Genomic DNA, 24658 nt, shown 5'->3' with positions numbered 1-24658 from the left:
ATTAATTGGAACCCGCAATCAAATCAATCCAAAAATCCGAGATCATCTGTTTCAATCCCTAGTAGGGTTTAAGATTAATTGGAACACCTACACCTTAATAAGGTTGATTCCTTTGCCAGTTTCAATCCCTAGTAGGGTTTAAGATTAATTGGAACCCCTTATCTCCCTTATCACCTTTTAAGCCTTGTAGTTTCAATCCCTAGTAGGGTTTAAGATTAATTGGAACCCTGTGGTGGTGGTTATAATATCACAATTTTTCCGTTTCAATCCCTAGTAGGGTTTAAGATTAATTGGAACTTTTGTCAAGCTATTAACAGGCAGCGAATTGTCAGTTTCAATCCCTAGTAGGGTTTAAGATTAATTGGAACCTGATTTGTGCGAACCGAAGAGTGACTGATGTAATGTTTCAATCCCTAGTAGGGTTTAAGATTAATTGGAACCAGCCGCAAACCATTGGCGGGAATCGCTGTTAGGATTTTGAGGTTTCAATCCCTAGTAGGGTTTAAGATTAATTGGAACGAAAATTGTTAGTGGCGGTTCCCATCCGACCCAAAGTTTCAATCCCTAGTAGGGTTTAAGATTAATTGGAACGTGAGGAAAATCAATCCACAGCCCACCCCAGTGAAGTTTCAATCCCTAGTAGGGTTTAAGATTAATTGGAACTATACCAATATCGATTATCATCTCCAAAGTAATTTAAGTTTCAATCCCTAGTAGGGTTTAAGATTAATTGGAACTATCTGAGAGGCTATCAAGGGTAGAATCAAGGTTAGATGATGTTTCAATCCCTAGTAGGGTTTAAGATTAATTGGAACAAGGATTATCAAGCCTCTAGATTTGTGACTTACAAGGTTTCAATCCCTAGTAGGGTTTAAGATTAATTGGAACCTCCTGAGAGGAGTTAAGCATAGTGCCGTTAAGTTTCAATCCCTAGTAGGGTTTAAGATTAATTGGAACCTAAAGGTTTTTTGGGATACCAGTCTCTACATCAGGTTTCAATCCCTAGTAGGGTTTAAGATTAATTGGAACCCGTGTATCCCTTGAAGTATGGGGAGAAGGTCAAATGTTTCAATCCCTAGTAGGGTTTAAGATTAATTGGAACGAATTGCAAACGATACCTTAGAGCCAGGATTTATGTTTCAATCCCTAGTAGGGTTTAAGATTAATTGGAACCTTCACGGCTCTCTTGATTTAGTTGAAAATCTTTGTTTCAATCCCTAGTAGGGTTTAAGATTAATTGGAACATATGATTTTATGGCCACACCACGATTCAATAGTGTTTCAATCCCTAGTAGGGTTTAAGATTAATTGGAACGAGAGGTGAGGGTATAGTTTAGGAAATAAAAGGATGTTTCAATCCCTAGTAGGGTTTAAGATTAATTGGAACAAATATGCTCTCAAGGAAGCTTATAAAAAAGGTGGTTTCAATCCCTAGTAGGGTTTAAGATTAATTGGAACAAGAGTTAATCTAAAATTCCAAAATTTTAGATTGTTTCAATCCCTAGTAGGGTTTAAGATTAATTGGAACCGGGGTCAAAGAATCTGTGTTTGGTTAGATAAGGTTGTTTCAATCCCTAGTAGGGTTTAAGATTAATTGGAACATTGGTTGATTAATTCCATTTCCTCATCGGTGGGGTGTTTCAATCCCTAGTAGGGTTTAAGATTAATTGGAACTTCTGGGTATCTCGGTTATCTAAAAGGTTCTGAAAGTTGTTTCAATCCCTAGTAGGGTTTAAGATTAATTGGAACATTCGATCAAGGCAGTTTCCCCGCGCTCTCTCCCCGTTTCAATCCCTAGTAGGGTTTAAGATTAATTGGAACACCTTGATCATCATCCATTTTGTCCAGTTAATGACGTTTCAATCCCTAGTAGGGTTTAAGATTAATTGGAACTAGATTTAATTCCTTTGCCACCTGATCCTCTAGTAGTTTCAATCCCTAGTAGGGTTTAAGATTAATTGGAACCATTAAGCTCTCCCCCCGAATCAATAAAGTTAGCTTACGTTTCAATCCCTAGTAGGGTTTAAGATTAATTGGAACCGGATTGATTCAGCCAAAACCTCAATCGGAGATCGTTTCAATCCCTAGTAGGGTTTAAGATTAATTGGAACTTATCTTTAATTTTTAATCCACAAACTTGCATCCTGTTTCAATCCCTAGTAGGGTTTAAGATTAATTGGAACCTCAAAGAAGCCGTCCGAGCGATAATATTCGCCCGTTTCAATCCCTAGTAGGGTTTAAGATTAATTGGAACGATTCCCCTAATGCCAAACAGCGATAAACTTTGTAGTTTCAATCCCTAGTAGGGTTTAAGATTAATTGGAACAAGCTTTCAATAGCAGGTTCGACTCCTGTACCCGTTTCAATCCCTAGTAGGGTTTAAGATTAATTGGAACGAACTTCGATCGCAAATAAATATTTTAATTCGCAGTTTCAATCCCTAGTAGGGTTTAAGATTAATTGGAACTTCATAGTAATCATCACTAGAATCGCAACTAACAAGTTTCAATCCCTAGTAGGGTTTAAGATTAATTGGAACTCAAATTCGCTGTTAACTTCAACGGTCAAAAGATGTTTCAATCCCTAGTAGGGTTTAAGATTAATTGGAACAACTCAAATTTTGCCTACTCTTAATCTAATAAATGTTTCAATCCCTAGTAGGGTTTAAGATTAATTGGAACTATTGGTAAATCTCAGGAAATACTAAATGAAATTTTGTTTCAATCCCTAGTAGGGTTTAAGATTAATTGGAACTTGGTAAATCTCAGGAAATACTAAATGAAATTTTGTTTCAATCCCTAGTAGGGTTTAAGATTAATTGGAACTTGGGTTCTCTCCGCTTTTTCCAATTACTTCTACGTCGTTTCAATCCCTAGTAGGGTTTAAGATTAATTGGAACAGGATATTTTTACGACTATTAACGAGGATTTATGGTTTCAATCCCTAGTAGGGTTTAAGATTAATTGGAACCTGACATTTACGGACTCAAAGTTACCGAGATTGTTTCAATCCCTAGTAGGGTTTAAGATTAATTGGAACATGGATGTTACTCCAATTGCAATCAAAGAAATATCTCGTTTCAATCCCTAGTAGGGTTTAAGATTAATTGGAACTTGAGAAGCTGATAAAACAGGTAAATTAGTTAGTTGTTTCAATCCCTAGTAGGGTTTAAGATTAATTGGAACTTGGTAGGGCGGACTTTTGCCGAAAGGACTGCGGGGTTTCAATCCCTAGTAGGGTTTAAGATTAATTGGAACAATATCGGTATCTCTGAGGGTGCGTTGGGGGGTGGGTTTCAATCCCTAGTAGGGTTTAAGATTAATTGGAACATAGTTTTAGTTAAGTAAATTATTTTGATGTTAGGTTTCAATCCCTAGTAGGGTTTAAGATTAATTGGAACCAAAGATAAATCTTCTGTTGATTTTACTATAGAAGTTTCAATCCCTAGTAGGGTTTAAGATTAATTGGAACCTGATAATGCAGTTAAATTTGCCAATACCGTAGAGGTTTCAATCCCTAGTAGGGTTTAAGATTAATTGGAACCGCCCAGTGGTAAAAGCTATACGCTGTGGGATTTTCAAGGTTCGTATGCGCCGCACCCGCAATAAACCAATCATACAGCAAGTGACCCAGTTCTTCAAGACCCCGCAAAACCTTACGGGATAAGGTGCGCCCCGCGTTGGAAAGGAAAATCATCTCGAATCTATATTCCATAAGCTTTTCAGCCACCACATAATAGTTAAGAATTTTTACAGCTACCCGGAAGCGCAACCGAGCTAAACAAAAAAAATTGTATTATCCCGGGGTAACTTACCACCGATACGTTCCACTTTACCCCGACAACAGGCGCAGAGAAAATAAAAGCGGATGCTATCGGTATCAGGTTTGATCAACTTACTCAAGCGCCCGCGCAGCTTGGCGTACTGGGTATCGGTTAGATCGCACTCAAAAACACTATACTGCACCCGTTGGCCGTAGGACTTTAACGTATTGTGAATTTTGGTTCGTCGCTTATCGTCGGAAATGTCGTAACTGACAACAAAATACATGACCGCCTCTACCTACTTTAAAATCAAGGGTGGATACTTATCCGTCTCGTCCATGAGATATTTCGCCATCAGTCGGGCCTGAATCTCGAAAGCTTCTTGATAAGTACACTGTTTACCCATTACCGGATGCTTAAACTTGGATTGTTTCTTCTGTTCGTACAAGCGCAGGAAAATCTGTAGCCCCTCTCTCGTCAAGGAAACCGCACCGCTTAAGAGTTCGGTGGTGAAATGTTCGGGGGTAAGATAAGGATGATTGACCCCGTTGAGAACCACGGCATCAACGACGATCGCTCTAAATTCTTCCATCAGATCCAGTGCCAGCGAGGGGCGACCGTAGCGTTGATAGTGAAGATAACCGAGATAGGGGTCAAAACCGACCAAATTGATCGCACTCTGCACGTCATGGCGCAATAACGCATAACCCAGACTCAAAAGAGAATTGACCGGATCTCGCGGGGGGCGACGGTTACGCGAGGTAAAGGTAAAAGTATCACCGAGAATTAGGGAATCAAAACAACTGAAATAGGCTGCGCTTCCGGCTCCTTCTAACCCCCGGAGAGAATCGATCCCTTCGACGTAGCTCAGGGCAAGCGCCGAGGTTGTTTCGATCGATCCGATCGCTGCTTCCAGACAAGCGATCGCCGTTTGTAAATCCAACTCTTTTCGATCTCGTTGACGACGGAGCAGAATGTTGCGGTAATTCTTCAGCTTGCCGCGGACGAATCCCCGCACTAAATGAATGGCTTTCGGAGAATCGCCGGCGGCCTGCCATTGCGCTCGACGAACGAAAATATTTTTGGTCATCTCCGGTTCCAATCTACCGAGATAGCGTCCGGTGGATGTGACGAAACTCAGGGGAATATGACGTTCCAACAATTCGATCACCAATGCGGGAGAAACTGAACCCCGTCCGAAAATCACCACTCCTTCCACGTTCAATAGAGGTACATCGAGGATCGTTTCCTTGGATGCTTTGACCGTTAAACGCTCGTCATTTTTGCCGAGAAATGCGTCTTCTCTCGTCACATATACCGTTCCCATATTTTTTAGTCTTCCTCTCGATATCGTTGGACTTTTTCGGTTAATCGGGGCAAGCAGCGATCAAACAAACTGCATCCCTTGCAGCGGGGTGAATAGACCGCCGGGGGCATTTTTCCCGTCTGGATCAGGGTTTCAACTGCTCGGATCGTAGCGATCGCCCGTTGCCGTAAAGCAAGATCGATCGCCACCGGTTGACGCTGGTGGGAACTGGCATAGTAGATATAGCCAGTATCTAGCCTTTTTCCCGTCATTTCTTCCAAACAGATGGCTTGAGCGCACACCTGCAACTCGTCGTTATCCCATTCGCCCTTACTGCCCCGTTTGTATTCCACGGGGATAAATTCACCGTCGTGGGACTCGATCAGATCGGCTTTACCGATGAGACGGTAATTGTCTGATTTAAGCCAGATCGCCCGAATTTGCCATATTTCCTCGCGGTTTCCCGCCCCGACGGTGTGAACTCGTTGGTGTAAATTTGTTCCCTCGATCGTATAGCTATTATCGAGAAATTCCCCGGCGACGAACATTCTCCAACAACGGTGGGGACAGTAGGCGTAATGGTTGAGAGCGGCGATCGGTATGTAGTCAGATTCATCCATGGCTATCTTTTCTCCTTAGCAATTCTGCGAGTCATCCCCATCCCCATGGTGGTTTTCCGTCCCACTCCCGCGTAGAGGGCAAAATCCGCCAGTGCATTAATCGCTTTAATCTTTGCGGGTTCCACCTCTCCCAAAAGACGATAGTGAATCTCGCCTACACAACCGATCGACTGGTTTTTATAGGCTTCGTCGGCTAATTTCGTTTGAATATCGAAGAAACTGGGGAAAATCGACTCTAGGGCGATGGAATCGAAGGGGATACCGCTATAGCGATTCCAACGACCAAGAAGGCTATTAAACACCAGTTCCCGCGTCGGTAAGGCACTATCGAATTTTCCCTGCCGGAAGGTGACGGGGGTAGCAAAAAGGAAATCAAATTCCCGATTCGTTTCCGAGGCGTTTTCATACAGGTATTGATAAGTACAAGAGTTCGCCCAGAATTGAACCGATTGCGGGGTGGCGAGGACGCTAGTGATGACGAGATCGGCGGAACCGAGATGCCAGGGTTGTTTTGGATTGAGATTCAACCAGAGTGAGGTTAATTTACCGAATAATCGGTCATCGAGCAGAGAAATCCGCCACCAGCAGGGAGTTTCGGGCGCGATCTCCCGTTCGTGTCGCCACTGCGGGGAATTTATCGTTTTTCCCCTAGACTGCATCTGTAGTGGCGATAAGGTAAAAGCTTTATCCGCCTCCGATGCGTGTAGAATGTTCCCTAATTCCTGATCGACACTACTGACAAGGGTAAGAAATAGCGCGTGAAGGTGTCGTCCGGTGAGAAAATTCGGATAGATCGGCGATCGAGGTGTGAGATTGAGAACGAGACTGTAGGGCATTAACTTAATCGGGCTTTGGCGAAAATTTGTCCGGGAGTTAGGGTTAAATCGGGGAGGAGAATATCGCTAATTTCGTCATCGCCTTTTTTAATCGCTGGGGGTGCGTCGGGATAGAAAATCGTGATCTGCTTGGCCCGGGGATCGACGATCCAGACGCGACTGACTCCCGCTTTTAGGTAGTTTACGGCTTTTTCGCTCAGGCTGCTGAAAGATTGTTCCGGAGAGATAATTTCGATGACTAATTCCGGGGGAACGGGACAAGCTTCATCGGTGAGGGGAATATCTCCTAACCTTTCCGGGGAAATGTAGAGAAGATCGGGAACCGGACACCAATCTCGATCGTTTTTGCTGAGAATGATCGCCCATTCGATTCCCACTTCTCCCCGTCCTTGATTCCAGCGATCGAGTACGAGAAATAAAGCACCAGTTAAACGAGAATGAAAGAATTTCGGTGACATTTTTGGGATCGCTTCTCCATCGACTAATTCATAGGTAATATCGCCATCGGGAGCGGTTAGTGAGAAAAATTCCCGTAAAGTGAGGGATTTAGAAGAGATAAGAGTCATGGTATATAGTGTAGTGAACATATCCCGCGCCAGATAAAATCAATCTTGTGTTAGAGCAGAAGTGTAGTTAATAACTACTGATCTATCCTTTGTGGGGTTATACTGAAGTCTTTCTTGATAGCCATTTGATCTCCATTTAATAAAAACTCCAGGCAAGTCTTTAAACCCTAATTCATGATCATAGGAATAAGGCTCAAAAGAATCAGATATGGCTCCCTCCTGAACTGCACAGACTTTGATCACCAGATCTTTACTGTATGCACATCCCCAATATTTTAAAGGTTCTAACTTATATCGAGTTTCTTCCTTGTCGTAAATCCATTCGTACACAGACACATTAGCGTATTGATTTGTGTAATTTCCTTCATTATTCTTTTTCAAGATTAAACGATCAATAGGGACTTGAATTTGAGGAGATTCTTTGACAATTTTTTCTAAACTATCACCCTGCTTACCGTCATCATATACCAAGGTAACGGATGGAGTCCAGCTACGGGTGATTACTAATCCTTTTTCATGAGCAGATTGACAAGTGAGATCGGCATTATAAACATAGTCTTGCAACAGGGAAAAAAGCTCAACAACTCGATAATCATCAATTGTCTGTTTTGTAGAAACACAATTCATGATCGCTTTCGGATCAAAGTTTTGATCGTGCAAACCCTTAAGAATTGTTTTATAATCCTCTAGTTCTGCCTCGCTTAAAGTATTAACAAATTCAGGAATATTATTGCCAATAACAATGATTTTTGCATCTTCAACATTACCTTTCCGATTGCAACGTCCCGCTCGTTGAATTAAACTTTCTGGGTTACACAGTTGAGTAATCAAACGGGTACTATTTAAATCACAACCAACTTCGATCGCACTGGTAGTAACCAGAATATAAGCTTGGTCATTTTCATCTCTCTCTTTTAATCTTTGATAAAGATTGGTTCGAGAATAATGGGAAGTTTTGGGAATATCTGACAAACGACCATGATAGAGAAACAAAAATTCTTTTTTTTCTGAAGATTTAATGTTTAATGTCTGTTTTATTTTTTCATAAATTGCTATCGCATCTTTAACAGTTTCTACAGAAACGATGATACGATGGCTTGGGTTAGAGTTCCATTCTTCAAGTGCTATTGAGGTCAACTTTTGTTGTAAATTTGTTGGTTCTTCGTAAAATTCAAACTGTTTTAAATTAGAATAGTCTTGCTTCAAAATTTGCTGATAAAAATTATTTAGCTTCTCTAGATTGTCCTGAACATCAATGTAATCGATCATGTTATCCGCAAGATAATCGAATCTTTCCAGATGATTTTGTGATAAAGTTGCCGTCATTAAAACAAGCGAGCGTCCTGCTTCATACAAAGCTTTAACCAAACTGCAAAAGTTAGTAAACGAAATATCATCATAGGTATGAGCTTCATCAAAACAAATCAGTGTATTACCATGATAAATTCGATAGGGAAAGATGAATGATTTTTGCTTATCACCATAGCCAAAGTATCGATATATAAATTTATCAATCGTTGTTAAAATAATATCTCCTTTGTATAAATGTCTTCGAGAATTATTGCTAGATTTAACTTCTCCATCTAGATAAACATATCGATTCATTTCGGTTCCTGTATCTATCACCAAAGACACTTCACGTCCTTTGTGTAGGAGTGAAAATTGTTTTAAATATTTATCGCATCTCTGTTTTTGATCTTCTAACAAACTTCGTGCAGGTAGGGTTATAATCAGGCGAGGTCTATCTTCTTTTGTAGATAGCATAGCTAAAAAGGGAATAATAATCGCTTCAAATTTTCCCGCTCCTGTAGGAGCTTTAAGTATAAAAGCTGGATGCTGGTTTTTAACCATCGTTTGAAACACTTCCTCCTGCATTGGATTAGGTTGAAAATTCGCTAATTCTCCATACCACCAAAAAATTGCATTTTCTGATTTTTCTGATGGGGAATAAGTGTTTGAATTATCAGGTTTGATAATGGCAGTAATTGCTCTATCTTCACTGATTGTATGTTCGTTTTTTTTCCACCACTCTTTAACAAGAGTATTCAATTTACTTCCTAATTCTTTATCTTTTCGGTTTTCGTGTAATTGTTGGAGTTGATTTTTATCCTCGTCTGACAAGTTATATGTCCACGAACGAAAATTTAAAGTGATAGTTGGTTCTTTAAAAGGATAGGGATCGAGATAAAAAACACGGTGGTTGCTATCTTCGGATGTACCTTTAGTTATTGTAAAATCCATAAATGTGCGAGATTTTGCCTGTTCGTCGTCTCCAATGACACGACAAGCTAATTCCGCTTCAATTTGATCGCACATTTCCAAAATATAAAGTTCTTTGGCGTATTGTAAGGGGTCTTTAGAGAAAATCTTCTGATATTCAGTATCTTTTTTTAATTGATAGGTATCCTTGATAATTTCCTTAGTTGAATAGTCATGATGTCCTCTCGCTAGAGCCTGCACCCAAAGATTTTGTGGGTTATCTACTTTAAATCGATGCCCTTTAAATGAATAAGTATATTTTGTAAACTCTCCCTGTTTATTAGTTTCAACGCGAATCTTGAAAGTTTGTGGTTTAGCTTTGTCGTGTAAATTGATTCCTTCAATAACTCGTTCTAGAGAAAAGTTGCCATCTTGCCATTTTCTGGCTAATTGTCTAACATTACCTACATGATTACCCAGGGGTTGAAAAAGAATTTTATCAGGAGCAATTGTAGGTTCGCCTGGAAAAAACACGCGGCCGAATTTGAAAAAAGGTTGAGGGTTAGATTTAGACATTAATTGATTCTCCTTGTAAAAGTTCCACAAGTGCTACAGGAATCTGAAGATTTCCATCCGTATAGAAATCTAAAGTGGGTAAAGGATTGGCTTTTTCGGGATAGTAAGCGGCAACAAAGGGGATAAAACCATTAATAGGAGATCGCTCTGTATCGAACAATCCCTTATCTTCATCTTGAGTCTGATCTGCTGACCATTCATGACGATAGAGATTATAAATATCACAACGATTGATACAAGGATTTCGCTGTATTAAAGCTTCCATTGGAACAACAGTTGACGGGTGAGCGGAAAGAATCTTTCTTTGGAGTCGTATAGATTCAGATACCTCGTCAATCACCGCAAATCCTTCCTTACCAATTTTACATCCGACTCCTTGTAGGTTAGAAAATGCCTCTAGACTGGACTTAGATTCGCTTACAACATAGCCGATTAACTCCTCAGCGATAAAATATTCCCAAGTGTGTAACTGAAAGTTTTCTCGATCGCCATCAATGTATAGTCTAGAAAAAACATCATGGTTAAACGATCGAGTTCCTTTGCGATGAGTACGATGGACTCCAGACCATTTATCTAGGACTGGATAGGCTCCTAACGCTATATACTGACGAGGTAGGGTGAAATAAGGCGGATTTTCCTTGTTAATACTGGTTTCAGGGATATCTAATCCCTCGCTTAACATTACTATCCGTCGGAGAAACCCAGAAAAAGTAGTCGGTGGGACGAAGGGATAAGTGGCGATATTGAGAATCGATCCAGGCAGTATGCGAAATGTCATCGCCGCCGTTGGGATAATCTTAAAGGTCAGGCAATACATGATTTATGCTTGTAAAACTGTATCGACGAATATTGCGGAGTATTCTTGCAATTTGGCTAACGCTTCATTGCCTATCCAGCGATCGAAGTGCGCTTCTTGAATATGATTAGTGAAATTAGTTTCAGGATACAGTGCCAAATAAAGGAAATCATTGATCGCCTTTTGCGGGTCGGTTTCCGAGGGAGAAACGATTGGACGCTTCCCTCTAGGAGATAAATATCTATCCAAAACCAGAAGCGGGGTACGATCGTCCGTTTCCGCGATAGCAATTCCTTTCGGATTTCCTGAACCTATGCGAGGTAATGAATCTAAGAAAGCATAAGCCACAGCTGAAAAGTCTTGATCGGTGATACTCAGAGCGTGGTTATAAACGGGATAGAGAATGCCGGGTTGATTGTATTCTCGTCTAAAAGGTGTGGGAGTTTCATCATTTCGATTGACCAATAAAGCGGGGTGCATTGCTCGTTGTTTTTCGACCGGGTAAATCTCTTGTATGGCAACACCTCCACCATGAGTTACCCGACCGATTAAAGTCCGTTTTCCTGGATCGAGTGCGCCAAATGTAGCACAAATCGGACAAGTGGGTTCAGCACAGGTTTTCGGGATTCCGCAGTTTTGTTTATCTCCTAGCAGCTCTCCACTTTTCACAGGAGACCATAGTAAACAACGTCGTTCAACTCCTCGCCGTTTGGTCGGAGAAATATAACATTTTTCAATTTCTTTACCATCTTTTGTACTCAGTTTAACGATTTCAACTAAGTTAACATTAACCTGTACTTCATGTCCTAGGTAAAGCTCTTGAGAGCCTTCGAGAATGGCATAAATATCAAAATGCAATCTAGGTTTATTAGCATCAGTCTTAGGTAGTCCAGTCGTCACTTTAGATTCGGTAGCCATCGTTATTTATCTCCTTTAGATGAAAGTTTACGAACCAATTCAGGAAACCGCGTATAAAGAGAAAGTTTGAGATTATAAGTTAAATTCTTCCACTCTTTTTCTTGTGCATAATTACCTACTTGATCAGGATTAGCAAAATAGGCATAAGATTTGGTGATGTCGTCAGCATAAAAAACAAGCCATTTTTTACCCGAATTATCAACTTCTTCTCTATTAGTGATTTCTAGCTTATTTTCTAGCATTTTTTTTGCTTGTTCGTAGATAAAGTAATTATCAGGATTGTGATATAGCCTTGCTTGAACACTAATTTTCTTTTCATCTCCTAATGTCGCATAATAACTAAAAGCAACAGGATCATCTACTTTTTCTATTAATTTACTTACCTCACGTTCTGCATCTTCTGGCTTCATTAATTTTTTAGCAGTACTTTCTAAAGATTGGGCAAAAGCGTAAGTTAATCCTGTCAATGCGGCCACGTCTTCATATAATTTTGCCCGTTTCCAAAGTGAATCGATAGTCATAGTTTCTCCTTGAATATCTTGGATGATGGTTTGCAAATATTGTTCCCTAACTCGTTCCAATAATAAGCGGTCAGAAATACTGGAAGCTTTAAGTAATGTATAGTCTGCTAAGTAGGGTGAATCTTGTTGTACATAACGAATCGCATCTCCTAGTTTAAGGTTAATATCTTTCCCACTGACGATAATTGATTGATCATAACCTTCTATCAAACCTTTAATAAATATTAATTGACGGCTTACTAAAACTTTTTCTGTTCTTTGAAGCTGAAGAACAAATTTAAAATCTTTAATAACCTCTAAGGGAAAAATCGAGGCAACTTTTGCTAAAGCATATTGAAACTGTCCTAGTTTTTTTGAAGCGGTATCTCCTGTGATTGTTTTTTCAGAAGTTAGGGCAATGTAACAACCCGAAGATAAATGTACTTCTTTATTGGTTAGCATTCGCAAGTAGTCTTTGATTTTAACTTTCGTTACACCTCTATCATCTTGAGATTCAAGTCGTAAGATAATACTATCATCCGTTACTTTTAAGGGGGAGGCAAACGATAATACAGAACAAGAAGAGCAAATGAAAGGTCTATCTTCACTAGAGGATGATTGACGACGTTGAGACGGTCGCTCGAACATAAATCTAGCTACTCTCCATCGCACAGTTTTAGCATCTAAAGTTACTCCGCAAGAGTAACAAAAATCTTTACCATCGTCTCCCGCTGTCCTTGCTGCTAAAATTTTTGGGTTAATCGTTAAAAGCGGTTCTGGAATGGTTTCGAGTTTTGGATTTTCTAACAAACGATACATCTCTAATATACATTGAGTGAAAATATCGCCACGAGTCGAGTTAATTTGTTCTGTGGCCGTTTTGTTAAAAGATTTAGCGATCGCATGAATTGGCTTCAATAGATCTGTTTGTTTTTGTTTTTCTATAAACTCAAACGGATTTCCGTCTGATTCTTCTAGAAATCTCTGCTTCTCCTCGATCGATCCTTCCTGAAAAATAATTTGTGACTCTATTTTATCCTTTTGCTTCTGTAATTTGCTAACTTGAGCTTTTGACAAACCAGTTTTTCCTAACTGCTCGTCAAGGGTTCTTATCTCATGATAAATAGCTCGTTGCTCATCTAATAATTTAGACAAAACTTTCTGAAAATAATCTCTATATTTATTAAACTCTTTAGCTTGCATTTCCTGCTTGCTTTTTAGCTTCTTTTCAGTAGACTCTAAATCTTTCGAGTTAAGTTCTTCGGATTTAATTTTCTCAATAAGTTGAACGATCTCAGTCTCACGCTTCTCTTGGCGATCCTTTACTTGCTCGAAAATAGCTAAATAAAAAGCTGCTAACACCTTGGCTTGATCTCTGGTAATTATCGGAATTTCTAGGGTGCTAAAACCTCGTCCCGCTAAGGTAACACTTTTTAGCATTGTGATAAAAGTTTGCATTAATCCTGATAGCTGATATTGAAAATCACCATAGATAGAAAAAATAACTTTCGTGATAAATTCTATCCAAAGCTCCTCTATATTATGTGATTGTTGAGTTTGTGGAATAAAAATCTGCACATGGTAATTACTTTCATGCAAGGAAACAATTTGATATTTTTTCTGCAAAAACTCCAAAAACCGATCAATCGTGCTTTCATGAGTTAATTTTGCTTGTAGCTCTCCCGGTGACGGTGATTTGTACACAAGCTGTATTTTACCTATCTCTCGTTCTCGATAAAAAACTTGATTCCCTTGAAACGTGAGTTCAATGAACTCGCTTTCTTTTTGAGGTTGAGAAAGTCGTAACTGTCTAACCAATTTAGGATGATCAAAAGTTTTGGCGATCGCCATCGCTCTTGGATCGTCAGCTAAAGCGGAAATCAATGTCGAGTCGGTTTGAGCGATCGCATTTGCGGTCAAAGCACTCAATAAGATAGTAATTTCAAGTTCGCTAATCTCTTCCGAAGTCGTAACCGCTTTTGTATCTTGCTCTGGAGAAACATTCTCGAAAAGTGAAAGTTGTTTAATCGACATAGTGCTGTCCTTCCTTGATTTCTTATCTTGAGGGAGTAGGCTGAAAAGTGCCTACTTCCGCTCTCTAGAGGCGTTATTGCCAAGATTCTAGGTTAAATCAGCGAAAATTCTGACTTCGCCTTCAGAATCCAAGACTGGAGACTGCCTCAGTTCTTTGATTTGGCACTGAAGAAGCTCCGATTGGTCTTGAAAACGCTCGATTTGGTCTTGAAAACGCTCGATTTGCTGGTAAATATCGTCCAAATTAGGCATTACTGACCTCCATTTTATTTTGATTGAGGTGGGTATCCATCTGGGGTCAGCTTTGCTATAATGCAAGTACATAAATTTTTCTATAGATAGCCGACCCCAAAACGGCTTCTTTTAATATAGCTCACTGTTTACGTCGTCACAAGTGTTAGGCTACTGGAGCAAATCATTCTCTTAAGCATATCATGGTAAGATGATCGATCACTGAACCCCTGATACTAAGAGGGATTGAAACGTCACAAGTGGTGAGGCTACTGTTTAGCCTTTTCATCGAATCCCTATTAGGGATTGAAACCAGACAGGGCAATATGCGATCTTTGTCTATGAGGTTGTCCATGCTACTCTGTCTCCTTTTGTTCACTCCAGATATCTGCCGTTTTAGATCGCCTGAACTCCCCACAACGATGTGGCGGTGACACCATGCTGATCAATATTTTCCGAGTTCCCGACAAAAGGTTACACGGACGCAGAACCATCGTCAGTGGTATATCCCCCTCATTTCCTCTTACCATAGCTTTTTGATCTCATTTATCATTACAATATAGGTATCGTAGCACAAATATTCTAAGTTTACAAGTACATTTTTCAGGTGAACCGCAAAAAAGAAACAATTACACTGTCAATCCCTCCCGGAACGAAGGAGAAGCTAGAGGCGATCGCCCGACGCTTTGACATCTTTTGGGGGAAAAGTCCTAGTCCGTCAGGTCTGATCGTCGCCATCGCCGAAGGAGAACTGGAGATCGGTGAACCCTTTACCCTCTCGACGAAGCGGGTCGAAGCGATCAAGGAAGCGATCGACCGTCTGGTGCGATCGGGTCACATCGAACCGGCCCAGACTCTTTCTAATTTTCTTTTAGAGAAGGGAAATCTCTCCCTTCAAGAGCGTCGGGAGATTTCCGAACAGGTGAGTCAGTACGATCGCGATTGGCGGCTCACGGTGGAGCGCTATATCCATGACAAGCAAGCTTTTCGGGTAATGTACAAAAATTCTCAGGGACAGACCCTAGAATTTACCGTTCGCTCTGCCGAGATCATGTTTCGGGAAAAAGAATTCTATCTAGAGATCTGGTGTGAAGAAACGGTCGATCTGCCAGAAGAAGATCAGCGAGACTTTCCCGAGCTTGTTCACAATCGCTGTCTTAAATTCTCTCGTATTCAAAGCCTGATCCCGATCGAAGAACAATGGCGAGACAGTCTCGATTTTATAAAAGTACAATTACAATTAGAAAAAGACCTCGTGAAGGCTTATGAAAGGAAGGCAAGGGATATCGACGACCGAGAGATAAACGGGAAAAGGATTATAACCCGTAAAGTCTCTAGTCATTTTTGGTTAATTCGGGAGATTTTACCCTATGGAGATCGCTGTATTGTACTTACACCAGAGCCATTACGCAACCGGATCAAACAAATGTTATTAAATCTTCATCAACAATACGAATCGGGGTAAAATGTGCGATCACTGGTCACAAGAATCGGTTATATCTGGACTTCCCTGTTGACAAAAGGCCATAACCCTTACTGTAGGAGAAAAAGAGAATTTCCGATTCCCCGTCACTAGGTACGAATTAGGGAAACCCCTGATCAATCCAACGACCAAAGTCCGAAAGCTACACACGAAAAATTTCTCTTGATTCCGTTTCAATCATCAATCCCTTAATAAGAATTGATAGGATGAGCATCCTTTGACGGTCAAAGATAAACCCGATGAAAATCTATCAACCTGTTCAATATCGGTCATGAAAGCCAAATTTGTTTTAAACTCGCTCAAATCGGATCGAAGGGAATTAGACGTGAATCTTCTCCTCGTTTCTGGAATTGGCTTGGGAATTACCCTAGCCATTTACGCTCTGCTATTTCCCGTCAAAAATACTTTTATCGGGATTTTATTGTACGAGCGGGGATTCACTCAAATTCTCACGATCGCCTTTGCTGGAATTGTGGCGGCTTTGACCCTGCTGAAATTTTTTAAGCTTCAAAAAGAAGCGCGAACTTTAGGGGAAGAACTGATTCCATCCAATATATCCCTTGAGGATCCGACAAGCAATCAGGTGATCAATCTGCAACAGAATCTAGCAAAAGAGAAGGGCTTGCTGGCCCGTCGTTGTAGTCGGGTAATCGCCGTGTATATTACCTCTGGTAATCGTCAAATCGCTAACGAGTTCTCTTTAGAAGATTCGGCTTTTTATCATAGTGCCTCCGAGTCTTCCTATACCATCCCCAAGATTTTAGTTTGGGCAATTCCCCTACTGGGATTTATCGGCACGGTGTTCGGCATCAGTGCTTCGGTGGGGGGATTTACAGGATTTCTGGAAAATGCCAGCGATATCGACCAAATTAAAGAGGGTATCGGCACTGTGACCCAAGGATTAGCGATCGCATTTGATACCACTCTTTTAGCTTTATTTATGAGCGTATTGGTGATGCTGCCTTTGGTGATGGTCGAGCGTTTAGAATCCCGTCTGCTGCTGGCGATCGATATCTACATCAACGATAAAGTATTACCACGATTACAAGATAAAAGTAAAGGAAACGCGACCATTATCGGGGAAATAGTCGAGCAAGCGGTAATCAAAGCCGTCCGACAAAATTTCCCAGCCCCCGAAACCTTGATCGAACCAGCCAAACATTATGCAGAACAAGCGGCGGCAGCATTGGCAAAAGGGTTCACGCAAGAAGTAAACGGCATACGAGAGGCCGTTGCTCAAACAGTTCGAGAAATCCAGACGGTAAGGGAGACAGCAACTAAAGAACGTCAGGAGTTTTTGACCTTTCTCGGTGAGCAGATAAAAATACAGCGAGGGCTAATAAATGAGATTAAAATAACCGTCAAGGCCATCCATCAAAATCATCTAGCGGTAGCCGATGGATTTAAAGAACAAGCTCTGGTGGTCGGTTATAAATTGGAGGCGGCGGCCCAAGCCTTAGAACAAAGAATAAGCAGTTTGGAGAAATACGCGGCTCAAATCAGTGAGATCGACAGTTTACAGCGTAGTTTAGACGATAATCTCCGCAATCTCAAAGAAAAAGCCGTTTTAGAAAGTGTTTTAGCGGAAATTCAGACTAGCTTGGAGCGGTTAAGACCGACATTAGACCAACTGAATAAGCCGCGCCGGATTCTACTCTTAGAACAGGAAGATGAAAGGACTTAAATTATGCCTAGAGCGATGCGTAGCCGACAATCTATACAGATAGATTTATTTCCATTTTTATCGATCCTAGCCTGCACGATAGGCAGTCTTATTCTCCTGATTATCGTGCTTACTTCCGAGATTATCGGCAGCCAAAAGCAAGTAACAATCGTGGCCAAGAGCGATAACGGTTTGAATCGATCAAAACAGCCCCTTTATATCGAGTGTCAAGCCGATGGTGTAATTTTACATCCCAAACAAGTTTTTGTAGCTGCCTCCGTTTTGGAAAGTGAGTTCTCACCACTGGGAATATTACTGAAGAAAATCGATCCTAGTCAAGAATATCTCATCGTTGTGGTCAGACCGGACGGAATCGATACCTTTAAAAGAGTTAGAAGTTTGGTCGAGGGAAGGGGAATAGATATCGGTTACGAACCTTTGGATAAAGATTGGAAGTTAAATATAAAATCGGAAGCAAAAAATTGATTGGAAAAATAAATGAGAAAACTGAGAAAGTATAATCGTTCAAGTTTGCCGATAGGTAATCTTGATTCATTCCTTGACATCATGACTAATACAGTAGGAGTTCTGATGTTTGTCAGTTTATTTATCACTCTGGTAGCCGTACAGTCGGGAACCACTATCCGAACGCCTCTAGTCTCTCAAACCGAAAAAAAACCTCATCTTTTTGAGGTGGCAGATAACCACGTTAGTTATCTAGATACCGAGATGATTTCTGGACAAATTGAGGATTTTGTTAAAACCTTACCTACCTGCACAGAACCGATCGAGCCTTATTACTATAGTCTAGAACAATTAACGGCATATATAGAAAAAATGCGCCAATATAGAAGTTGTGTTGAGGAAAAAGTCAGTAAAGTTAGGGAATTTAGACCACAAACCGATTCCTATCAAGCTCAACTAATAGACATCGAATCATTTGCTTGGCAGTACCAAAAACTTAATAAAAATGTGGGAACAGCCAACGAGCAGTTATCGAAAACTGATTCTCGGTTTAAGGAAATTATAAGTGGTCTCAATCCCGAACAAGATTACATCGCTTTTATCGTCAGACCTGATAGTTTTCCTACTTACAGAAAAGCGAGAGAAATCGCTTGGAAAAAGGGATTTAATGTCGGTTGGGAACCTCAAAAATTAGAACAATCGATTATCCTAGGATCATCGGGCAGAACTATCGGCGTTCAGTAGCTTCCACCTCTCGACACAATGTATCATGCTCTGGCAAAAATGTTATTTTTCGGTAAAATAGTTTCTTATGGAATTTAACGATGAAAGAACCGAAAATAGCGGTGAATTGGTCTCTGTCGGTGGGAAGCTTCCCCTATTGCGAGAATTGAGAACCTCACAACTGTTAGATTTTTTTGTTGCCTTGAGTGCTAACAAGGAAAAAAATCTCAGGAAACGGATCAATCAATGGCTTTATCCTAAAACCAGGCCGGGATTCTACATGGAGATCAAGCCGAACCTGCATCTCGCCTACGCCGATCAGAGGGATGGTCACGGCACTCAACACTGGTGGCGGTTGTTTTTCGATGAGCATTGGCAGGAAAGGATCGAGCAAATCGTCAGGGGAAGTGCCATCGTCGTCGGTCGGAGCAACAATGGAACGACCGAGTGGGGCGGGATGTACTTCCGATCGCCCGTGGAAGTAAAAATCGCTGAAGCTTTGGATAGAAGGGGTTTGTTATTTTTCGGCAATGCGAGGGGGCGGATAGGTGGTCAGGGTTCTCCCCTCTCGGCATCTACCATGACGGGAAGACTAGAGATAGATTTCTTGGTTTTTCAAAAAGGCAAGTGCATCAGCTTGGAAATCGATGGTAAACACCATCAAGAAAATGGCCAGACCCATCGCGACTACATAAGAGACCGGTTGCTTTTACGAGAAGGAATCGCCACCGCAAGGTTTACAGCCCAAGAATGTATGCAGTCCCCCGACACGGCGATCGAGGAGTTCTTGAATCTGTTTTAACAGCTTCCATATAGAGTAGGTTGAAAATGCAACAACCATCGGGTCCGGCATGGCCAGTAAACGATCGCTTTTTAGAACTCCGTTGTCGCTGGTTGACCCTGATCGGGGAACACCTGCAAGATGATCGAGGACAACTATTAGAATACTGGCGGGTTGAAAAAGCTGATTCCGTCATTGTTCTGCCCGTTCAAAACTCGATGATACTGCTGCCCGCTCCCAGTTATCGCCCCGGACTGGGACAAACAACCCTCGATTTCCCTGGTGGTCGGATTTCCGAGGGGCAAGACCATCACGAGGCGGCGTTGATGACTCTAAAACGAGAATTAGGAATTGAAGCGACGGCAGTGACCCGATTAACTCCCCTAAATAGCGAGGGTTGGGCAGTAAATAGCTCCTTTTCCAATCAGAAACTTTACGGTTTTACTGCCGATATCGACGGCGGGCTATCTACCAGCGAACTATTGACCTATCCAGCTAATTCAATCGGAGTCAGCGATTTGTTGAAGTCCCTCACCTGCCTGCAATGCCGCGCCGTCCTGCTGGAATGGTGGTTAAATCAAACTCAACTTTAGCGTAACCCCACGTCTTCCGTCGCTATCGCCAGTCAATAGGTAGTACAAACTTATCCCCTAGCAAAACGTAATTTTCATGATTTAGCTTCCTTTTTTTTGGGTTTACCGATAATGTTTATAGAACATAGGTTGAGTTAAAGCATGAAACCCAACGCCTATTCTACACCTTCTCAACAGGATTTAGTATAACTTTTGGATATGGATAAAGCTGGTATTCCTATTACTTCGCTTCAAATAATTTACAAATCTCTTGAATAGAAATAAAGATACCGAGAACAGCAGCTAACAAAAGAAGGATTTGACTATCCGAACCAAGGCAATTCTGAAAATTTTCATCAGTTAACACTTTATAGACCACCTTAGATATTGCCAATACAGCCGATAAACTTAACCCAGAAACGAAAAGAATTTCTAGATAAGATTTATTGTTTCCTCGTCTTGGCTGTTTTTTTGTAACCAGCGCCACGCTTGCGGTAATAACCAAGGTTCCGATTAACAAAAGAAAGTTTTCAATGTTAACAATCTTCATCAAAAATTTATGCTGATTTTGCTTTCCTAAAGGTAATATACCATCCGCAGCCAGCCGCTAATATCGCACCAATAACCGCACCGTAAACTCCCGCAATCGATCCCCCTAGGGCCGCACCTCCCACCGTTACCACCATCAGGCGATCGGCTTTATCCCAAAATCGAGGGGAATCAGCACCCTCGCGATCAAGGGGGATCCCCCCGCCTGTCGGCACCCCCCTTATCAAGGGGGGCAGGGGGGATCCAGCTAATTTTTGGGCAGTTTTTACCCAATCTTGGCTAGGAATAACATCATTAATAAATAGGGACTCGAAATCTAAACTATCGGGAAAAATGACGCTTAAACTTTTGGCGCATTCTTGGTTAGCATAGGCTGCGTCTAATTCTTCGATCGCTTTTTTATAAGCTTTTTCTAGGGGGGGAAAATCCTTGACAAGTTGCCGCAATTGTGTTGCTGCCTGGGGTTGTTCTTCCCTTAATAATCGTTCAATTTCTTTGAGCGATCGCTGTAGATATTCTGGCAAGGGTTCAGTCTGCTGTGCGAGGGCGATTAGCAGCGCTTCAAGATCGATAATTGTTTTGGGAATTTCCATAAGTTAGTCCTGTCCAGTCAGGGTATAGGCCGCCCAATGGTAAGGATCACTATATTCTGTTAGCTGATCTAGCCCTATTGTACTGCCTTCCTTTAAAATATTCGCCGCCCGCGCCTCCAGTCGATCGACCCATTCCCTTAGGTCGGGAAGTTGTCCAAGTTGCTCGATCCAGTTAGCTAGTTGCTGCCAAGTGATATTTTTTAACCAATTTTGTGTATTTTTCAGAGCTAGGGCCGGGGATTCACCCGCTAATAATCTTTGATAGAAGTTAACCATAAACCAAGCGCTAGAAATCTCCTTCACCGGCCAGAGGGTACTGACCACATTAGTCGCACCGGCTGCCAAGAAAGCACTGACGAGGCCGACGTATTCGGTAGTAATGCCATCCTTACCGGTGAGAGCGGTTTCACAGGCAGCCAGACAGACGAGACGGTAACTAGAGAGGTTGAGCTTGTTGATATCCCGGACAGTTAATAAACCATCGCTAAGGGCGATCGCAGACTCCTGGGGACGAAAAGAGTCATAAAAGCCGTGACCAGTGAAATGAAAGGTTTTATGGGCATTTTCGAGGGCTTTGCGGACGTTTTCCCGTGATGCCTTTTTCGGGCTAATTCTCTGGCTCGGTTGCAGGATATGGCTAATAATCGCTGATTCCAGTTGGGCGAAATCCATGGGTTTTTGTTCCGTTTTGGGGTCTTCGACGCTGAGGAGGGGAGAATAGGAGGAATCGCCGGACTGGGGACGCAAACCGACCTGAGCAGAGGGGAGATAGGTGGCGGTGTATTTTTCGGGGAAGAGGGTATGTAGGGGGAAGCGGTGCAGATCCCGGTGGGGGATGAGAATCAGGGAATCAACGGAAACCGGCAAAGGTTCGAGAATTTTATCGATCTGTAAAATCCGCTTTAATTCGGCAAAACGGCTGTTAAGTGACAATCTCCAGGGGTGATTTTGTTTATTCTCGGTTTCTTTTTTACTGGCATAGTCAAGGTATTGTTTATCCCATTCAGTTAACCAAGTCCGAAACTGTCGCGCTGGTTGACGGCGCTGTTCTGGCTCGACAATGACGGGATCAGCCTCTGGGGTGATAATAAAGGTGGTGAGATTGTCCTCGCTGAGATACCAGTAAATAATCGCCTTATTCGGACCGGTCAGGCTTTGGATAGTGGCATAATCGGGACTGGTGGGGTTTTCTTGCCAATTATCGAGAATCCAAGTCAAACAACGATTTTTATAAAATTCTGCCTGTTCAATTGCGTCTAGAGGATGATTTTCCTCGATCAGTAAATCGATTTCTAGGTGACTAAAACTGCTGAATTTTGCCTCAAAAGCCGGTTTATCGCGTTTTTGGGCGCGTAGTCGGGTGAAAAGGTGGCGCCCCTGTTGTTGATAGAATCGCGCTTCAGGGATTTCCTGTAGGGAAAGATGAGCGCGGATCAATCCTTGCAGAATTTCTAAATGATCTTCGGGGAAGTCTTTTTCGCTGAGAATCGGTAAAGCGATTTGATAATGTCGGATTGCTTCGCGCCAATAGGGACTAGCTTTCTCTTTATACTGGGAATGTTCCAGATAAGCTTCCCCTAGATAGCGATAAATTTGCCCCCACGGAGGCGATCCTTGAATGAGGTGGGGAAGTGCCTCCCGGAGGGCGAAAATATGGGGTTCTCGGTCATTAAGGGCTACTATCGGTTTACGATAAATGAGAGCTTCTAGACTAGGAGTAGAAACGCGATTTTTACTCAGAAAACAAACGGCCGTCCCTCGGTTGTCCCAAGCTTGATGGTAATCGGGTTTAATTTCTAAAGCTTGATCCCAGGATGCGATCGCTTCTTCTAATCTGCCTAAATTACCTAACGCAATCCCTCGGCTGTTCCAAGCTTCATGGTCATCGGGTTTAACTTCTAAAGCTCGATCGTAGGATGCGATCGCTTCTTCAAATCTGCCTAAATCAGCTAACGCATTCCCTCGGTTGTACCAAGCTTGATGTAAATCGGGTTTAAATTCTAAAGCTCGATCGTAGGATGTGATCGCTTCTTCAAATCTGCCTAAATTACCTAACGCAATCCCTCGGTTGTTCCAAGCTTGATGTAAATCGGGTTTAATTTCTAAAGCTCGATCCCAGGATGCGATCGCTTCTTCTAATCTGCCTAAATTAGCTAACGCATTCCCTCGGTTGTACCAAGCTACATGGTCATCGGGTTTAATTTCTAAAGCTCGATCAAAGGAGGCGATCGCTTCTTCAAATCTGGCTAAATCAGTTAACGCAACCCCTCGTTTGTACCAAGCTTGATGGTCATCGGGTTTAATTTCTAAAGCTCGATCATAGGAGGCGATCGCTTCTTCAAATCTGCCTAAATGACCTAACGCAACCCCTCGGATAAACCAAGCATCAGGGTAATCGGGTTTAATTTCTAAAGCTCGATCGTAGGATGCGATCGCTTCTGCCAATCTGCCTAAATCAGCTAACGCAACCCCTCGGTTGTACCAAGCTTGATGTAAATCGGGTTTCATTTCTAAAGCTCGATCCCAGGATGCGATCGCGCCGAGAAAATACCCATTCATGTATTTCTGGTTTCCTTGCTCAAACCAGAATGCGGCATCCTGAACCACTTCCGTTAAATCCGTCTCCTTTGGGCATAGATTTTCCCCCTCCACACCGGAAACATCCCTCACCGCGTCGCGTAACTGGAGGCTAATCCGTTGGGATACTTCCCCCAGATTTCCCGTCATCACCTTGCCTAAAGCCGCCAGATCCCGCCCTAAAGTTTGATAATCTTCCGGATACTGTAGCCATTCCTCGCTTTTGACCCCTAACCACCGCGCCAGCTTTTTATCGTCACAATGGCGACTGTATAGCCATCCCCGTAATCCGCCGGTAGTGGTTCCCGCCGCCACCTGCTCGAATAACCCCATCAATATCCCTTCATATTCCCCATCGCTGGGTTCTGGAGGAGTATTTTTGACTTCTTTGGGGTTAATTGCCTTCGGACTGGCAATAAAGAGCGATTTTAGCCAATTCCAGAGCTTTTTTAGTAGGGATAGCATCGGAGAAAGGGGGAAAGGAAGATAAGGAAATTATATCTCTACTGCCGAAAGTCGTCCCTTTCGGGGTTCATACTCGTCCTAAAAGGGGAAATCAGCAATCAAACTTCTGAAAATACCCTAGCGATCGCTATCTTCCAGCGAGCGAGCCAATTCTAAGACCTGTTCGAGAGATAATCCCAGAGAAGCGGCGATTTCTTGGGGATTAACCCCCGCTCGCAATAATAAGGGAACAGAAGCCAATTTTCCGATGATTTCCCCTTCTTGACGACCTTCTTGGCGACCTTCTTGACGACCTTCTTGACGACCTTCCTCTAGGGCCTCCTGAAACACACGCGTCTGTCTTAACTCGCTTAAACTAAACATAGCTTCTATCTCCTTTCGATTAATCTGCGGCAACTTGTAAATCAAAATCGTCTCTATCAATTCTAAAAGTTCCTGTTGG

At 42.0% G+C, this 24658-nt stretch carries 20 protein-coding genes and 1 CRISPR repeat array (1 of these 21 cut by a window edge); of the genes, 6 read left to right on the top strand and 14 right to left on the bottom strand.

All coding sequences use genetic code 11. From position 1 onward, the window contains the following. Positions 1–3543: a CRISPR direct-repeat array (repeat unit 37 nt; unit sequence GTTTCAATCCCTAGTAGGGTTTAAGATTAATTGGAAC); it reaches 386 nt to the left of the window's first position. A 233-nt stretch (positions 3544–3776) separates the two neighbouring features. From cas2 to ACOCD9_RS18450, 10 genes are all read right to left on the bottom strand, one after another. Next, positions 3777–4049, bottom strand: a complete 273-nt coding sequence (cas2, locus tag ACOCD9_RS18495) for a CRISPR-associated endonuclease Cas2 (protein ID WP_287701802.1) — start codon at positions 4047–4049, stop codon at positions 3777–3779. 12 nt (positions 4050–4061) lie between these two features. Further along, a complete protein-coding gene (gene cas1d, locus ACOCD9_RS18490; RefSeq protein ID WP_419548141.1) occupies positions 4062–5090 on the bottom strand; it encodes a type I-D CRISPR-associated endonuclease Cas1d in 1029 nt (342 codons plus the stop codon). Positions 5091–5095: 5 nt separating this feature from the next. Continuing rightward, complete coding sequence (gene cas4 / locus ACOCD9_RS18485) at positions 5096–5689, bottom strand: CRISPR-associated protein Cas4 (RefSeq protein WP_110579695.1); 594 nt, start codon at positions 5687–5689, stop codon at positions 5096–5098. A gap of 2 nt (positions 5690–5691) precedes the next feature. Beyond that, positions 5692–6525: a CRISPR-associated endoribonuclease Cas6 gene (cas6, locus tag ACOCD9_RS18480; RefSeq protein ID WP_287701806.1), complete on the bottom strand. Its 834-nt coding sequence runs from the start codon at positions 6523–6525 to the stop codon at positions 5692–5694. Further along, entirely contained in the window at positions 6525–7091 is a 567-nt protein-coding gene (locus ACOCD9_RS18475) for a Uma2 family endonuclease (protein ID WP_419548146.1), read from the bottom strand. The genes cas6 and ACOCD9_RS18475 overlap by 1 nt, the downstream gene beginning before the upstream one ends. Positions 7092–7130: 39 nt before the next feature. Further along, the gene (gene cas3 / locus ACOCD9_RS18470) at positions 7131–9866 is read right to left on the bottom strand and encodes a CRISPR-associated helicase Cas3' (RefSeq protein WP_419548140.1); all 2736 of its coding nucleotides are present in this window, start codon (positions 9864–9866) and stop codon (positions 7131–7133) included. Beyond that, positions 9859–10644 carry a hypothetical protein gene (locus ACOCD9_RS18465; RefSeq protein WP_419548139.1) on the bottom strand — a complete coding sequence of 262 codons (786 nt, stop codon included), beginning with the start codon at positions 10642–10644 and terminating at the stop codon, positions 9859–9861. The genes cas3 and ACOCD9_RS18465 overlap by 8 nt, the downstream gene beginning before the upstream one ends. 42 nt (positions 10645–10686) lie before the next feature. Beyond that, on the bottom strand, positions 10687–11580 hold the full coding sequence (locus tag ACOCD9_RS18460; RefSeq protein ID WP_012266052.1) for a hypothetical protein: 894 nt from the start codon (positions 11578–11580) through the stop codon (positions 10687–10689). Positions 11581–11582: 2 nt separating this feature from the next. Continuing rightward, a complete protein-coding gene (locus tag ACOCD9_RS18455) occupies positions 11583–14114 on the bottom strand; it encodes a hypothetical protein (RefSeq protein WP_419548138.1) in 2532 nt (843 codons plus the stop codon). Between the two features lie 87 nt (positions 14115–14201). Further along, on the bottom strand, positions 14202–14366 hold the full coding sequence (locus ACOCD9_RS18450; protein ID WP_158657265.1) for a hypothetical protein: 165 nt from the start codon (positions 14364–14366) through the stop codon (positions 14202–14204). Between the two features lie 586 nt (positions 14367–14952). On the opposite strand from ACOCD9_RS18450, the gene ACOCD9_RS18445 reads away from it, so the two are divergent. The 6 genes from ACOCD9_RS18445 to ACOCD9_RS18420 all read left to right on the top strand — a co-directional run bounded on the left by ACOCD9_RS18445 (position 14953) and on the right by ACOCD9_RS18420 (position 20053). After that, a complete protein-coding gene (locus ACOCD9_RS18445; protein WP_419548137.1) occupies positions 14953–15810 on the top strand; it encodes a helix-turn-helix transcriptional regulator in 858 nt (285 codons plus the stop codon). Between the two features lie 289 nt (positions 15811–16099). Continuing rightward, positions 16100–17512, top strand: a complete 1413-nt coding sequence (locus ACOCD9_RS18440) for a MotA/TolQ/ExbB proton channel family protein (protein WP_419548136.1) — start codon at positions 16100–16102, stop codon at positions 17510–17512. 3 nt (positions 17513–17515) lie between these two features. Further along, positions 17516–17977, top strand: a complete 462-nt coding sequence (locus ACOCD9_RS18435; protein WP_287703386.1) for a hypothetical protein — start codon at positions 17516–17518, stop codon at positions 17975–17977. Between the two features lie 81 nt (positions 17978–18058). Beyond that, the gene (locus tag ACOCD9_RS18430; RefSeq protein WP_287703388.1) at positions 18059–18700 is read left to right on the top strand and encodes a hypothetical protein; all 642 of its coding nucleotides are present in this window, start codon (positions 18059–18061) and stop codon (positions 18698–18700) included. Positions 18701–18767: 67 nt separating this feature from the next. Then, a complete protein-coding gene (locus ACOCD9_RS18425) occupies positions 18768–19481 on the top strand; it encodes a DUF559 domain-containing protein (protein ID WP_419548135.1) in 714 nt (237 codons plus the stop codon). A 26-nt stretch (positions 19482–19507) separates the two neighbouring features. Then, on the top strand, positions 19508–20053 hold the full coding sequence (locus ACOCD9_RS18420; protein WP_419548134.1) for an NUDIX domain-containing protein: 546 nt from the start codon (positions 19508–19510) through the stop codon (positions 20051–20053). Between the two features lie 220 nt (positions 20054–20273). On the opposite strand, the gene ACOCD9_RS18415 is transcribed toward ACOCD9_RS18420, so the two are convergent. The 4 genes from ACOCD9_RS18415 to ACOCD9_RS18400 all read right to left on the bottom strand — a co-directional run. Beyond that, positions 20274–20582, bottom strand: a complete 309-nt coding sequence (locus ACOCD9_RS18415; protein WP_004163806.1) for a hypothetical protein — start codon at positions 20580–20582, stop codon at positions 20274–20276. Between the two features lie 7 nt (positions 20583–20589). After that, on the bottom strand, positions 20590–21174 hold the full coding sequence (locus tag ACOCD9_RS18410; RefSeq protein ID WP_419548133.1) for a hypothetical protein: 585 nt from the start codon (positions 21172–21174) through the stop codon (positions 20590–20592). A gap of 3 nt (positions 21175–21177) precedes the next feature. Continuing rightward, a complete protein-coding gene (locus ACOCD9_RS18405) occupies positions 21178–24216 on the bottom strand; it encodes a CHAT domain-containing tetratricopeptide repeat protein (protein WP_419548132.1) in 3039 nt (1012 codons plus the stop codon). Between the two features lie 117 nt (positions 24217–24333). Next, on the bottom strand, positions 24334–24658 hold a 325-nt coding region (locus tag ACOCD9_RS18400), incomplete at its 5' end, for a DUF2887 domain-containing protein (RefSeq protein WP_419548131.1).

It is taken from the genome of Microcystis sp. (assembly GCF_048564745.1).
Taxonomy (GTDB): Bacteria; Cyanobacteriota; Cyanobacteriia; order Cyanobacteriales; family Microcystaceae; genus Microcystis; species Microcystis ichthyoblabe_A.
The sequence above is the reverse complement of the archived record's forward strand: the minus strand, read 5'-3'. Positions and strand labels throughout refer to the sequence as shown.

Bases quoted from the DNA above. Each gene is read 5' to 3' on its own strand.
- cas2 (WP_287701802.1), bottom strand. From the start codon at position 4,049: ATGTATTTTGTTGTCAGTTACGACATTTCCGACGATAAGCGACGAACC.
- cas1d (WP_419548141.1), bottom strand. From the start codon at position 5,090: ATGGGAACGGTATATGTGACGAGAGAAGACGCATTTCTCGGCAAAAAT.
- cas4 (WP_110579695.1), bottom strand. From the start codon at position 5,689: ATGGATGAATCTGACTACATACCGATCGCCGCTCTCAACCATTACGCC.
- cas6 (WP_287701806.1), bottom strand. From the start codon at position 6,525: ATGCCCTACAGTCTCGTTCTCAATCTCACACCTCGATCGCCGATCTAT.
- ACOCD9_RS18475 (WP_419548146.1), bottom strand. From the start codon at position 7,091: ATGACTCTTATCTCTTCTAAATCCCTCACTTTACGGGAATTTTTCTCA.
- cas3 (WP_419548140.1), bottom strand. From the start codon at position 9,866: ATGTCTAAATCTAACCCTCAACCTTTTTTCAAATTCGGCCGCGTGTTT.
- ACOCD9_RS18465 (WP_419548139.1), bottom strand. From the start codon at position 10,644: ATGACATTTCGCATACTGCCTGGATCGATTCTCAATATCGCCACTTAT.
- ACOCD9_RS18460 (WP_012266052.1), bottom strand. From the start codon at position 11,580: ATGGCTACCGAATCTAAAGTGACGACTGGACTACCTAAGACTGATGCT.
- ACOCD9_RS18455 (WP_419548138.1), bottom strand. From the start codon at position 14,114: ATGTCGATTAAACAACTTTCACTTTTCGAGAATGTTTCTCCAGAGCAA.
- ACOCD9_RS18450 (WP_158657265.1), bottom strand. From the start codon at position 14,366: ATGCCTAATTTGGACGATATTTACCAGCAAATCGAGCGTTTTCAAGAC.
- ACOCD9_RS18440 (WP_419548136.1), top strand. From the start codon at position 16,100: ATGAAAGCCAAATTTGTTTTAAACTCGCTCAAATCGGATCGAAGGGAA.
- ACOCD9_RS18435 (WP_287703386.1), top strand. From the start codon at position 17,516: ATGCCTAGAGCGATGCGTAGCCGACAATCTATACAGATAGATTTATTT.
- ACOCD9_RS18430 (WP_287703388.1), top strand. From the start codon at position 18,059: ATGACTAATACAGTAGGAGTTCTGATGTTTGTCAGTTTATTTATCACT.
- ACOCD9_RS18425 (WP_419548135.1), top strand. From the start codon at position 18,768: ATGGAATTTAACGATGAAAGAACCGAAAATAGCGGTGAATTGGTCTCT.
- ACOCD9_RS18420 (WP_419548134.1), top strand. From the start codon at position 19,508: ATGCAACAACCATCGGGTCCGGCATGGCCAGTAAACGATCGCTTTTTA.
- ACOCD9_RS18415 (WP_004163806.1), bottom strand. From the start codon at position 20,582: ATGAAGATTGTTAACATTGAAAACTTTCTTTTGTTAATCGGAACCTTG.
- ACOCD9_RS18410 (WP_419548133.1), bottom strand. From the start codon at position 21,174: ATGGAAATTCCCAAAACAATTATCGATCTTGAAGCGCTGCTAATCGCC.
- ACOCD9_RS18405 (WP_419548132.1), bottom strand. From the start codon at position 24,216: ATGCTATCCCTACTAAAAAAGCTCTGGAATTGGCTAAAATCGCTCTTT.